Here is a 12,719-nt window from a genome sequence, read left to right as displayed (position 1 = left end):
ATTTGGATTGACTGTTCCCACGGAACAGCCGTAAACAGGGGAGGATTACGCCAGAGGAGGAGCCCTGGGCAGTGGGCGCACAAAAGCACGGCACGGACCCGGGCCATTGCATACCGGGACGACAAAGAGAGCCTGGACAGCGTCGTCGGCGCCAGAATCCGGGGGACCAGCAGGCAGCCCGTCAGGACCATCATGATCGTTTCCGGAGCCGGCCATGGTGGCGACAAAGGTCCTTTCCACGCGGATTTTCTCGACGTGAGGCGCCAGTGCATGCTGCTGGAGTTCGGTGAAGGCGCGGGGATCAGCAAGGCTTCCTGGAGATAACAAGCCAGTGCTGCCGGAAACGATGATAAACAGCATCAGTATCAATGACAGGGAGGCAACTGGCGTCGCTTTTGCCCACTGATAGTCGATTTTTGCTGCGCTCATTGCCATGTCCCTCAGGCCCGGATATAAGTCTGGGGCCGGGCTGGATCTCCGTCAACTGAATCCTGATCCGGAAGGGGAAACTACCTAGATTCAGGGATTCACGCGTAGCCTGGCTTTCGATAAACTTGCGATGTTTCCACTACCACAAGGTTGTTATGACACTCCTGATCGCATTCGCGGTACTTTCTATTGCCTTTTCTTTTCTCTGTTCGATCCTTGAAGCGGCACTGCTATCAATCACGCCCAGCTACATCGCGTCGCTGAAGAAATCGAACACGACACTGTTCAAGCAGTTGCGCAAACTCAAGGATGAGATTGATGACCCGCTGGCGGCCATTCTGACCCTCAATACGGTTGCCCATACCGCCGGTGCGACTGGCGTCGGGGCCCAGGTAGCCGTGGTCTTCGGCCAGGCCTGGGTCGGGGCAGCCTCGGCAGTCATGACCCTGGCCATCCTGATTCTCTCGGAAATCATTCCCAAGACCATTGGCGCAAAGTACTGGAGAAGCATCGCCCCTATACTGCCGGCGTTCCTGCGCACCATGGTTCTTATACTGCTGCCTTTTGTGTGGCTGTCAAAACAGGTAACAAGGCGACTCACCCCGGGCGATGCCGATACGGATATCCGGGCAGAGATCAGTGCGCTCGCTGAGATAGGGCGTGATCAACAAGCGCTGGATGAAGACGAGCGCAGAATGATCCAGAATGTCCTCCGCTTTCACGAGATCAAGGTCAGCTCTGTCATGACACCTCGCACGGTGTGCAAAACCATCACTCCGGACACCACCCTTGAGCAGTTCAGGGAAAAAACCCGGTCAGCACCGTTCTCGCGGTATCCCATTATCGATTCGGAGGGGGAAGCCCTAGGTTATATCCATAAATCAGACCTGATCAACCTGCAACCTGGCGCCTCCCTCATGGACAACCTGCGCCAGATAAAGAAAATCAAGGCAAACACCAACATCGAGTATGTATTTTCGGAAATGCTCAGGGAACGGCAGCACATGGCCATGGTCTACGACGAGCTCGGCACCTGGCTCGGCGTGGTGACTCTGGAAGACATCCTGGAAACCCTTCTGGGCACTGAAATCATGGATGAGACCGACAACGTATCGAACCTGCGTCGCTACGCCAAGCAGCGCTGGAGCAGGAAGCTGCGAAAGGATACGAGCAAAGCCTAGCTTGGCCAGCCTTTTGCTGCGACAGAAATAAAAAAGGCAGATCAGTCACGTACTGATCTGCCTTTTCTGTATGGTAGCGGGGGCTGGATTCGAACCAACGACCTCCGGGTTATGAGCCCGACGAGCTACCAGACTGCTCTACCCCGCATCAAACTGGCTGTTGCCAGGGAACCCCTGATCAACGAGGTGAGAATGGTACGGGTAGAAACCGTGACTGTCAAAGGAAAAAATGAATTTTTCCGGATACTTATCGCTCCAGTATCGCGGTCACCCCCTGCCCGCCTGCGGCGCAGATGGAGATCAGCCCGCGGCCGCTGCCCTTCTGTTCCAGCAGCTTCGCCAGAGTGGCGACAATACGCCCTCCGGTAGCCGCAAAGGGGTGTCCGGTGGCAAGGCTGCTGCCCTTGATATTCAGCTTGCTGCGGTCAATGCTGCCCAGGGGTTTGTCCAGCCCCAGCCGATCCTTGCAGAAAGCCGGGTCTTCCCATGCCTTGAGGGTGGAAAGCACCTGCGCGGCAAAGGCCTCGTGGATTTCGTAGAAATCGAAATCCTGAAGCGTAAGCCCGGCTTTTTCCAGCATGCGTGGCACGGCATAGGCCGGCGCCATCAGCAGGCCCTCTTTCTTGTCCACAAAATCCACAGCCGCCACTTCAGAGAAGGTCAGATAGGCCTTGATCTCCATATTATTGGCCTTGGCCCACTCCTCACTGGCCAGCAGCACACAGGAAGCACCATCGGTCAGCGCCGTGCTGTTGGCTGCGGTCATGGTGCCATTGTCCCGATCAAACACCGGCTTGAGGGTCGCCAGCTTCTCCAGCGTGGTGTCCGGGCGCAGAATGTTGTCTTTCTCCAGGCCGGCCAGGGGGGTCATCAGATCCCTGAAGAATCCCTCCTCGTAGGCCGCGGCCAGTTTCTGGTGGCTTTCATAGGCCAGTTTGTCCTGCTCGTCGCGGGGAATCGACCATTCGTGGGCGGTAATCTGGCAGTGGCCACCCATGGACAACCCGGTTCTGGGCTCGCCGTTCTGAGGAATCTCCGGCTTCAGGTGCCCTGGGCGGAAACGGCTGAGAACCTTCAACCGCTCACCGGTGGTTCTGGCACGGTTCAGGTCCAGCAGAATATCCCGCAAGCCTTCACCAACACCAATGGGCGCGTCGGATGTGGTATCGGTACCACCGGCAATCCCGCACTCGATCTGCCCCAGGGCGATCTTGTTGGCCACCAGAATAGCCGCCTCCAGGCCGGTTCCGCAGGCCTGCTGGATATCGTAGGCCGGGGTTTCAGGCGCCAGGCCACTACTGAGGGCGGACTCGCGGGTCAGATTGAAGTCCCTTGAGTGCTTGATCACAGCGCCGGCAACCACCTCGCCCACACGCTGCCCCTGCAGGCCAAAGCGATCGACCAGCCCCCGCAGGGCAGCGGTCAGCAACTCCTGGTTGCTGACCTTGCTATAGGCCGTATTGGAGCGGGCGAAGGGAACCCTGTTACCGCCAATCACTGCAACCCGGCGAACGCCACTTCCGGAGGCCGCGGTCTTTTTCGGTGCCGTGGTTTTCTTTTGGGTGCTTTTCGGTGCCTGTGCCATGATGGTGTCCTGTTTGAACGAGTGTATTCATTGCGTTGCAGTTTAGCGCCGGGGGGGCCTGGCTCATTGGCATCCCTGACAACAACAGGGGAGCGTTGAGTCAATCCAAAAACGGCCCGATTCTTTAACCTGTACGCCGATATTCGTCTTGCAAAAGGAAAATGCCATGTCTGATCTTTATCTCAAATTCGTCAATACCCCGGTGGGCAAAACCACCGCCCAGACACTCGGGCTGCCCTCCCCCGTGCCGCTGAAACGCTGGAAACGCGCTGACCAGCCATTTATCGAGGGCGATGTACTGATCGGTGCCGCCAATGGCAGCAAGGCCATTGGCGCTGTTGCCAGCCTGCTGGGCGCAAGCCCGGCAAACCTCTTTCATGCCAGTGCTGTGAATACTCTGACCGATTCTGCCAAAGGCGGCAATAAAGCAGAGCCACTGCCCCTGGACGCCGACATCGAACGGAAATTCTCGGCGCTGGTATTCGATGCCACCGGTATGAAAGACACCACTGACCTGAGAGCGCTTTACGACTTCTTCCACCCTACCATCCGCAAGCTCGCTGGCAATGGCCGCGTTCTGGTGATCGGCCAGAACCCGGCCACCTGCCGCCAGCCGGCGAAGGCAGCCGCCCATCAGGCGCTGGAAGGTTTCGTTCGCAGTGTGGGCAAGGAAGTCGGCAAGAAGGGCGCCACCGCGAACCTGCTGTGGATAGCGCCTGGCGCGGAAAAGCAGCTGGACTCCAGTTTGCGCTTCTTCCTCTCTGCCCGGTCAGCCTATGTGTCCGGACAGGTCGCCCGCATCAGCAAGTCCACCGATGCACCGGCAACCAATCCGGTGGCGCCGCTGACAGGAAAAGTGGCACTGGTAACCGGTGCTTCGAGAGGCATCGGCGCGTCCATTGCGCAAACGCTGGCCCGGGACGGTGCAACGGTCATCGGTCTGGATATTCCGCCGGCCATGGAAGAGCTGCAGAAAGTCACCGACGCTATCAAGGGCAAGGCCCTGGCCTGTGACATTACCGATGAAAGGGCACCGAAGCAGATTGCAGACTTCGTGCAGGAGCACTTCGGCGGCATTGACCTGGTTATTCACAACGCCGGCATCACCCGCGACAAAACCCTGGGCAACATGCCGGAGCACTTCTGGGACATGACCATCGCCGTGAACCTGACGGCGGAGGAACTGATCGACGAGGAACTGATGCACCGGGAACTGCTGCGGGAGAACGGCCGCATTGTGTGCATTTCATCCATCAGCGGCATTGCCGGCAACTTTGGCCAGACCAACTACTCCACTGCCAAATGCGGCGTGATCGGCTATGTGGAAGCCATGGCAAAACAGGTGAAGAACGGCGTAACCATTAACGCCATCGCCCCCGGCTTTATCGAAACCCAGATGACCGCCGCCATGCCCATCACCATCCGCGAAGCCGGACGGCGCATGAACAGCCTTTCCCAGGGTGGATTACCAGTAGACGTGGCGGAAGCCATTGCGTGGTATTGCAACCCGGCATCGAACGGTGTGAATGGAAATGTGGTCCGGGTTTGTGGGCAGTCGTTGATCGGCAAGTAAGAAGGGTGTCGAGGTAAGGGTGTCGGATTGGGAGTCGTGGTGTCGGATTACGGCTGCGCCTAATCCGACCTACGGGGCTACGCCATTGTCGGCATCCGTGCCCCGTAGGTCGGATTAGGCGCAGCCGTAATCCGACGACCCAGAGCACCTGGATTGCGACAAAATAACAAGGGGAAAAATGGTGGGTGGTACTGGGATCGAACCAGTGACCCTCGCCTTGTAAGGGCGATGCTCTCCCAGCTGAGCTAACCACCCGGGAATAAAAATGGCGGAGCGGACGGGACTCGAACCCGCGACCCCCGGCGTGACAGGCCGGTATTCTAACCAGCTGAACTACCGCTCCGCATCAATCCCGGCCTGAACGGCCTCAGGGATCTGAAACCGGGCGGGGTGGCCCGGCGATGCTGAAAAGTGGTGGGCGGTACTGGGATCGAACCAGTGACCCTCGCCTTGTAAGGGCGATGCTCTCCCAGCTGAGCTAACCGCCCACTTTCGCAGCGCACTGGTGATTCAGCGTTGCTGTCTCAACCAAGTGAGACGCGCATTTTAAGCATTTGTCTGGCGGTGTCAAATTTTTTCCGGGATTTTTCTGAACAATCCCGCAAGCCCTTATAAAATGTGCACTTTCTGATCAGGCCTGTTTGTTACCGGAAGCCTTTTTGACACCCTCAACCACCTTGAGCTTCGTACTTTTCTGGCCCGCCTGCCGCGCCTTTCGGTGGAGCGACATCTCGCTGACACGGTGTTTGCGATCCTCCGGCAGGGCACGCTCCGCCAGTGAACAGTTCAGATGCTCGAGCCGCTTTCTGAGGTCTCCCGAAAGCCTGCGAAATGTGTGTTGCATTGAATCCTTCAGCGACATGTTTCCGCGACCCTGTTTTACCTGACGTCCTACAGTCTAGTAACAGTCACCGAAAACCACAATTCACCAGAGGCCACTTCAGGCCTCAGAAAATCCACCAGCCGCCACCGCCCTCTTCTTCCTCGCGCCGTTTACGCTCCTGCTCAAGGGCCGCATAATCCTGCTCAAGCTCTCTCAGCTTGCGGTCACTCTCCAGCGGCTGGGTCGGACCACCCCCGAAAGGCCAGTACCAGGGCGCCTCTTCATATTTCCCTTCTGCCTTCAGGCGCTCGATTTCTTCCTCACGCTCCTCTTCCAGCAATGCCAGATCACGCTCGTAATCGCCGTCCTCGTTGACCTCTACAATCGAGACCGCGGCGTGATTGGGCGCCAGCAGGTCGCTGTTGAGAAAACGCGTGGAAACAATCTCGTCAGACTGCATGGCATACTCCCGCGTGACCAGTTGCAAGTCACCTGACGTCAAAGGGTGATCTTCGGCCAGTTCAGGATGGGTGCTCTCGGGCTCTTCCAGTTCGTTGTAGCGCAGGTAATAGATCTTGCCCGGCTCTACCTTCAGGTTGGCATCGGCAATCAGGCTGAGACTGAAGGAGTTCAGCCCTTCAAGCCCCAGCAACGGCCGGCGTATGGCAATGTGGCGCTCGCCGGGGGCCACTTCGAGCCAGGTGAAACTGTCGTTGCGGATATTGAAGTAGTGGTTGTCGTCGATGTAGACACTGGGGGCTTCTATTTCATCCGCCGCCCACTGCGAGTGGGTGCGATAGAAATACAGAACCGCGTTGCTGCGATCCCACTGATCGTTATCGATATGGACAAAATCATGCCCGGATACCGGATGCAGGAACGAGCCCACGCTCTTGCCGATGGACTGGTACACCGTGCAGCCTGAGCCGGAAACCAGCAGAAAAACCGTTAACACCGCTGCCAGAAAACGGGGAAGACCGGGAAAAAGAAATCGGGTTCTCATTGTTGTTCACTCTTCATCCTTTCGCGAGTTGCCCCGATCATAGCAACTGCGTACCTGCGGAACTGAGAGCTACCGCAAGGGATGAATACAAACTGTTACACAGCCCGGCCACACCAGTGCAGGCGAATATCAGGGCGTGCTACTGCCCTGATATCTGTGAGCGCAGATCACTGACTTCCTCTGATAACCGCACCAGACGTGACGTCAACTGGGAACGGGAGGAATCGATCGACTCAACGGTTTTCTCGAGCTCCGACAGATCACCACGAACTGCATCCAGCTGACCGCCACTGGACAGATCTTCCGTCGCCTTCTCCAGTGCCGCGATCCGGCTTTCCAGGCCATCGATAGTCAGCTTCTGCTCCCGCTCAAAGCGCTGCAACTGGCGTTCAACCAGTTTGTCGACACCGTCGAGTGATTCATCAAGCTCGGTGAGCCTGGAGTCATTCTTCTGGCCGGCTTCACGAACCTCTGTAACCTGTTTCTCCAGGTCGGATGTCACCTCTTCCATCCGGGCCGCCAGATCTGCCTCCAGCTCATTCAGAGACGCCGCCAGTTGTTCCCGGTCGCCCTTGCCGCTGTCCACATCTGCCTGCAGCGACTCCAGCCTTGACTCGTGATCATCCAGGCGTTTGCGGTTGCGGTCATTGGTCACCCCCCAGAGCTTGCGTATTTCGCTGTCCGCGGTATCAAGGCGCTCATCCTGGTCAGCCAGCCGATCCTCAATGGACTTCCCCTTTTCCTGCAGACTCTCGCCGGTCTCGGAGAGGTCCCCTTCAAACCGTGCCAGGGCAAGCTTGCTCTGGCGCGCCCAGTAATCCGCCTCTTCCAGCTGGCCCTCGAGCATCTGTATTCGTTGTTCCTGCTGGTACCAGCCTGCCCCGGCCGCTCCTGCCACGACCAGCAGACCAACACCCAACACGAATCCACGGCCCGAACCACCGCCACCGGAGGATTTGCCGGCCGGTTTCCGGGTGCCACTGTCACCACCCTGCCCCGGCGGTTCGGGCTTTTTGCCCACAGCCGCCTTTTTCTCAGCCTTCGGTTCCCGCTGGGCAGACAAACCTTCTTCCCGCTTGGTGCCAGCGCGTACTTCATCATCATCCGGACGGATCGGTTCCATAACAGCTCCAGGATATGGACGGTAAGGGTAATAAGGCCTGATAATACCCGTACCTGGCGACACAGCAAAATGAAGGCCCGGAAAGGTGGGGCCGGACAACGCCAGATCATCGTCTGTTTGCATGGTCACAGGGCCTTACATACAATGGCCGGCTTTCTCACACATCAGGACTGTTGCATATGCAGCCGCTTGTAGGACTCATCATGGGCTCGAAGTCAGACTGGCCCACCATGGAACATGCCGCCGGGATGCTCGACAAGCTGGGCGTGCCATATGAGACAAAAGTTGTCTCCGCCCACCGCACCCCGGATCTGCTGTTTGATTACGCCAAAACCGCTTCTGACCGGGGCCTGAAGGTCATTATCGCTGGCGCTGGTGGCGCTGCCCATTTGCCCGGCATGGTCGCTTCACAGACGTCATTGCCAGTACTGGGTGTTCCTGTCCAGTCCAAGGCACTCAACGGTCTTGATTCGCTGCTTTCTATTGTGCAGATGCCTGGCGGTATTGCGGTCGGTACTCTGGCTATTGGAAACGCGGGCGCCACCAACGCAGGTCTTTTAGCGGCCCAGATTATCGGAACTTTCAGCGCCGATGTCCGTAAGGCGGTCGATGAATTCCGCGCGAACCAGACACAGACGATTCTGGATAATCCTGATCCCAGCGATCAGTGAATACAACTCCATAGTCGGCTGAGCGGGTCGGGGCAGGCTTTCCAAAACTGTGCGGAGCCATGGATGGCGGAGCTCAAGCGCCACAGGGATGTGCTTGAGCGTGTTTTGGAAAGCCTGCCCCGACCCGCTCACAACACCGAACTTTTGTAGATGCCCTTGAAGGCAGGAGATAACAGATGAGAATTGGTGTTCTAGGGGCTGGACAGCTTGGGCGTATGTTGGCGCTGGCCGGGTACCCGCTGGCCAAGACGTTTGTTTTCTACGATATGTCGGGTAGCCCCAGTGCCGGGCTGGGTGAAGTGATTATTGACCGGGATGGCCAATATCTGGACGACTTCATCTCCCGCGTAGATCGCGTCACTTATGAATTTGAGCACTTACCCGTTGAAGTGGCCGAGCAAATTGCCAAAGAGAAGCCGGTTCATCCCTGCCCCCGCGCCCTCCAGGTTTGTCAGAATCGCGAAATGGAGAAGACGCTATTCGGTGAACTCGGCATCCCGACACCGCAATGGAAAATTGCAGACAGTGCCGAGTCGCTGCAGGCTGCCGCCGAAGAGCTGGGCTGCCCGGTTGTGGCAAAATCCAACACTGAAGGCTATGACGGCAAGGGCCAGGCGGTTCTTCGCTCACCGGAAGAAGCCGCAGCAGCCTGGCAGTCCATTGGCCATCCGCGCCTGATTGTCGAGAAATTCGTCGAGTTTCGCCGCGAAGTGTCCATAATCGCTGTCCGCGCCGAAGACGGCGAGCTGGCGTTCTACCCCATGGCGGAAAACACCCACCATGAAGGCATCCTGCGCTACTCCGTTGCCCCGGCTCCGAAGCTTGAAAAGCATATTCAGGAAGACGCCGAGCGCTACATCAAGGCGCTGCTGAACGAGCTGGATTATGTCGGCGTACTGACCCTGGAACTGTTTGAAACCGCCGAAGGCCTGGTGGCCAACGAGATGGCTCCACGGGTGCATAACTCCGGGCACTGGACCATCGAGGGCGCGATGACCAGCCAGTTCGAGAATCATATTCGTGCGGTAAGCGGTTACCCACTTGGAAACACCGAGCCAAGGGGTGTCAGCTGCATGATCAATATCATTGCCGAGCATGGTGACATTGAACGAATCCTCGAACTGCCCTACGCTCATCTACACCTCTACAACAAAGGCGAACGCCCGGGGCGCAAACTTGGTCATGTGACCGTCCTGGCGGACAGCTACGAAGAATTGGTATGGCGGGTAAAAAACTGCGCCCAGTTTTTGCCCGGCTGTCCGGAGTTCAAAAGTAAGTTGACTGGATAACAGCAAAGGTTCTGAAGGGAGGCCCGCCTCCCTATACTCCGAAGTTGGGCGCAAGGGGTTGATATAACTCAAACCGCCCCTATATTTATGGTTTACATCCACATAAACAGAGAGAACCAGGGAGAACGACCTCATGGCATTTGAACTTCCCGCACTGCCGTATGAAAAGAACGCACTGGAACCGCACATCTCTCAGGAAACCCTTGAGTATCATTATGGTAAGCACCATAACACCTACGTTACCAAGCTCAACGGCCTGATCGAAGGTACGGACAACGCCAACAAGTCGCTCGAAGACATCATCAAGAGCGCCAGTGGCCCGCTGTTCAACAACGCAGCCCAGGTCTGGAACCACACCTTCTACTGGCACTGCCTGAGCCCGAACGGTGGTGGTGAACCTACCGGTGCTGCCAAGGATGCCATCGAGAAAGCCTTTGGCTCCTTCGAGGATTTCAAGAAAGAATTCAACGACAAGGCCGCCAACAACTTTGGTTCAGGCTGGACCTGGCTGGTGAAGAAAGCCGATGGCAGCGTAGCCATCGTGAACACCAGTAACGCCGAAACGCCGCTGACCACAGCAGACAAGCCGGTGCTGACGGTTGATGTCTGGGAGCATGCGTACTACATCGATTACCGCAATTCCCGCCCGAACTACCTGGATGCGTTCTGGAAGCTCGTTAACTGGGATTTTGTTAACGACAACCTGGCGTAACAGCGATTCGTAAGTAGCGCAGTATCACCTGCACCTGAACGCCCGCAAATTTGCGGGCGTTTTTGTATCCGGCATGCGCACCTGCATTACAAAATGATACACCTGAACCCTGAAATATCTGGAAAAATTGCCGATACTGAATGCAGTAACTGAAATCTGATCCATACTTGTAACACAACAACAGACCGGGAGTGCCCCCACCACAGGAATGCGGTGCCGGGTCTCATTCAGTTGAAATAAATCACACAGGCCTTCATGCAAAATTCCTTTGAGGTAGAACATCGCCTTGGATACCGAGTACTGCGATGGGTATTGGCTGTTGCGCTGATCAGCGGAATTGTCGTCAGCACCATTCAGGTAATCCTCGATGCAAGGCGCGTTTCTTCCTCGCTTGATGAGCAGGCAAAACAGACCATGGCACTGGTCAGGGACGCCTCTACCCAGGCCGTTTTCAGTATTGATTCCGACCTGGCCCAGCAGGTAGTCGACGGCCTGTTTGCCCAGGAAGCCATTCGCCTGGCACGGATTACCCATCCTGACGGTGAGGCCCTCGGCCGCCGTGACCGACCACTTCAGGAAAGCCCCTTCCGGCCCATTACCGACCCGATTTTCGGCGCCGAGCGTGATTATCGCCAGGAACTCTCCCGCAGCGGTAACGCCAGTGGCAGGAATGTGTATGGCTATCTTGAACTGCATTATGATACTGGCCCGGCCGCCGGCACCTGGCTTGAACGTGCCTCGGTCACTTTCGGCTCCGGTATCGCCATTGCGGTTATCCTCGGAATGGTGCTGTTCATTGTGTTTCATCTTCTGCTCACCCGCCCGCTGTTGCGGATTGTCCAGTCGGTAAAGCAGGTAAACCCGGAACATCCGGACGATAACCTTATCCATCTACCCCGGGGCCACCAGAACGACGAGCTGGGGCTCTGGGTAAATGCCACCAATAACCTGCTGGTAGCCATTGGGGACAGCCAGACCCGACATCGGGAAGCAGAGGACCGGGTCAACCGGCTTGCCAGGTACGACCAGCTCACCGGCCTGCCAAGCCGGGATACGTTTATGGAGCTTCTTCAGTCGGACATCGAGGAGGCCCGGGAAGACAAGTCCGTGCTGTCCCTGATCTGCTGTGGCATCGACGATTTCAAATCCATCAATGAGCAGTGTGGTTTCCGCACCGGTGACCTGATCCTTCAGACAGTTGCCGATCGCCTTACCCAGACGCTGGGTGGCACCCGTTTTACCATCGCCCGGCTTGGCAGTGACCAGTTCGTGATTGTGGAAAAAGGCCTGAGAGACGGTTTCCAGGCCGCCAACACCGCCGACCGGATTCTGGCAACTCTGAGCAGCCCGATGATCTTTGAAGACCAGACGGTTACCATGACGGCAACCCTGGGCATTGCCCTGTTTCCGGGCGATGCCGAAAAGGGCGACCGGTTACTGCAGAGCGCAGAGCAGACCATGGCGCTGGCCAAGGAAAGCGGACACAACTACTTCCAGTTCTACGTGGCCAGCGTTGACCAGGAGATCCGTGAGCGTAAACAGCTCGAGAAAGACCTCTCCGCAGCCCTGAACAGTCACCAGTTCCATCTGGTATACCAGCCCCAGATCAACCTGCAGACCCGTCGCATTATCGGTGCAGAAGCCCTGATCCGCTGGGAACACCCGGAAAAGGGCCTTGTTCCGCCCGATCATTTCATTCCCGTTGCCGAGATGAATGGCAGCATTGTAGAAATCGGCCAATGGGTCCTGGACCAGGCCTGCTGGCAGGCGGCCCGCTGGGCTACTGACGGAATGCCACTGAGGATTGCCGTCAACCTGTCGGCCGTGCAGCTTCGCCAGGACGCCATCGTGGACGACATCCTGGACACCCTGAAACGGCACAATATTCCCGCCGGCCGGCTTGAACTGGAAGTCACAGAAACCAGCTTCATGACCAACCTGGAAGATGCCGTGGACAAGCTGAAGCGCCTCCACAGGGCCGGTATCAGCATCGCCGTGGACGATTTCGGAACCGGCTACTCGTCTCTGACCTATCTCAAGCGTATGCCGGTGCAGCACCTCAAGATCGACAAGCAGTTCATCCGTGACCTGCTGATCAACGAAGAAGACACCCGGATTGCCAATACCATCATCGACCTCGGCAAGAGCCTGAACCTGACCGTTGTCGCTGAGGGCGTGGAAACCGCAGAGCAGGAATATTACCTCGCCCAGAGAGGCTGCCAGCTGGCGCAGGGGTATTTCTTCAGCAAGCCACTCAAACCCCACGATTTTGAGAGGTTCGTCGCCGGCTTTCACGATAAAATCGTGGAGAATAACGCCTGAGCACCAGG

The 12,719-nt window shown here is 57.3% G+C and carries 11 protein-coding genes and 4 tRNA genes; 6 read left to right on the top strand and 9 right to left on the bottom strand.

Annotation, left to right across the window (positions count from 1 at the left end; translation table 11 throughout):
* Window positions 1-45: 45 nt before the first annotated feature.
* Window positions 46-429, bottom strand: a complete 384-nt coding sequence (locus tag HLUCCO03_RS02480) for a hypothetical protein (RefSeq protein ID WP_027832580.1) — start codon at window positions 427-429, stop codon at window positions 46-48.
* Between the two features lie 155 nt (window positions 430-584).
* Between HLUCCO03_RS02480 and HLUCCO03_RS02475 the strand changes: the two genes are divergently transcribed.
* Entirely contained in the window at window positions 585-1,610 is a 1,026-nt protein-coding gene (locus tag HLUCCO03_RS02475; protein WP_027832581.1) for a CNNM domain-containing protein, read from the top strand.
* Window positions 1,611-1,681: 71 nt separating this feature from the next.
* Here the strand turns inward: HLUCCO03_RS02475 and HLUCCO03_RS02470 are convergent.
* Window positions 1,682-1,758, bottom strand: a tRNA-Met gene (locus HLUCCO03_RS02470).
* 99 nt (window positions 1,759-1,857) lie between these two features.
* Window positions 1,858-3,195, bottom strand: a complete 1,338-nt coding sequence (locus tag HLUCCO03_RS02465) for an acetyl-CoA C-acetyltransferase (RefSeq protein WP_027832582.1) — start codon at window positions 3,193-3,195, stop codon at window positions 1,858-1,860.
* A 166-nt stretch (window positions 3,196-3,361) separates the two neighbouring features.
* On the opposite strand from HLUCCO03_RS02465, the gene HLUCCO03_RS02460 reads away from it, so the two are divergent.
* Window positions 3,362-4,768 (top strand): 3-oxoacyl-ACP reductase, encoded by a 1,407-nt coding sequence (locus HLUCCO03_RS02460; RefSeq protein ID WP_027832583.1) that lies wholly within the window; start codon window positions 3,362-3,364, stop codon window positions 4,766-4,768.
* A 179-nt stretch (window positions 4,769-4,947) separates the two neighbouring features.
* Here the strand turns inward: HLUCCO03_RS02460 and HLUCCO03_RS02455 are convergent.
* The 6 genes from HLUCCO03_RS02455 to HLUCCO03_RS02430 form a co-directional block, all read right to left on the bottom strand.
* A tRNA-Val gene (locus tag HLUCCO03_RS02455) sits at window positions 4,948-5,023 on the bottom strand.
* Window positions 5,024-5,034: 11 nt separating this feature from the next.
* Window positions 5,035-5,111, bottom strand: a tRNA-Asp gene (locus HLUCCO03_RS02450).
* Window positions 5,112-5,180: 69 nt separating this feature from the next.
* Window positions 5,181-5,256, bottom strand: a tRNA-Val gene (locus HLUCCO03_RS02445).
* 143 nt (window positions 5,257-5,399) lie between these two features.
* Window positions 5,400-5,612 (bottom strand): hypothetical protein, encoded by a 213-nt coding sequence (locus HLUCCO03_RS02440; protein ID WP_197025683.1) that lies wholly within the window; start codon window positions 5,610-5,612, stop codon window positions 5,400-5,402.
* A gap of 103 nt (window positions 5,613-5,715) precedes the next feature.
* Entirely contained in the window at window positions 5,716-6,594 is an 879-nt protein-coding gene (locus HLUCCO03_RS02435; RefSeq protein WP_027832585.1) for a DUF2846 domain-containing protein, read from the bottom strand.
* Between the two features lie 139 nt (window positions 6,595-6,733).
* Window positions 6,734-7,717 carry a hypothetical protein gene (locus HLUCCO03_RS02430; protein WP_027832586.1) on the bottom strand — a complete coding sequence of 328 codons (984 nt, stop codon included), beginning with the start codon at window positions 7,715-7,717 and terminating at the stop codon, window positions 6,734-6,736.
* 179 nt (window positions 7,718-7,896) lie between these two features.
* Between HLUCCO03_RS02430 and purE the strand changes: the two genes are divergently transcribed.
* From purE to HLUCCO03_RS02410, 4 genes are all read left to right on the top strand, one after another.
* Entirely contained in the window at window positions 7,897-8,388 is a 492-nt protein-coding gene (gene purE / locus HLUCCO03_RS02425; protein WP_027832587.1) for a 5-(carboxyamino)imidazole ribonucleotide mutase, read from the top strand.
* A gap of 176 nt (window positions 8,389-8,564) precedes the next feature.
* On the top strand, window positions 8,565-9,677 hold the full coding sequence (locus HLUCCO03_RS02420; RefSeq protein ID WP_027832588.1) for a 5-(carboxyamino)imidazole ribonucleotide synthase: 1,113 nt from the start codon (window positions 8,565-8,567) through the stop codon (window positions 9,675-9,677).
* A gap of 133 nt (window positions 9,678-9,810) precedes the next feature.
* Complete coding sequence (gene sodB, locus HLUCCO03_RS02415; protein ID WP_027832589.1) at window positions 9,811-10,389, top strand: superoxide dismutase [Fe]; 579 nt, start codon at window positions 9,811-9,813, stop codon at window positions 10,387-10,389.
* A 255-nt stretch (window positions 10,390-10,644) separates the two neighbouring features.
* A complete protein-coding gene (locus HLUCCO03_RS02410; RefSeq protein ID WP_027832590.1) occupies window positions 10,645-12,711 on the top strand; it encodes a bifunctional diguanylate cyclase/phosphodiesterase in 2,067 nt (688 codons plus the stop codon).
* Window positions 12,712-12,719: the final 8 nt, after the last annotated feature.

Source organism: Marinobacter sp. HL-58, assembly GCF_001314605.1.
Classification (GTDB): domain Bacteria; phylum Pseudomonadota; class Gammaproteobacteria; order Pseudomonadales; family Oleiphilaceae; genus Marinobacter.
The sequence above is the reverse complement of the archived record's forward strand: the minus strand, read 5'-3'. Positions and strand labels throughout refer to the sequence as shown.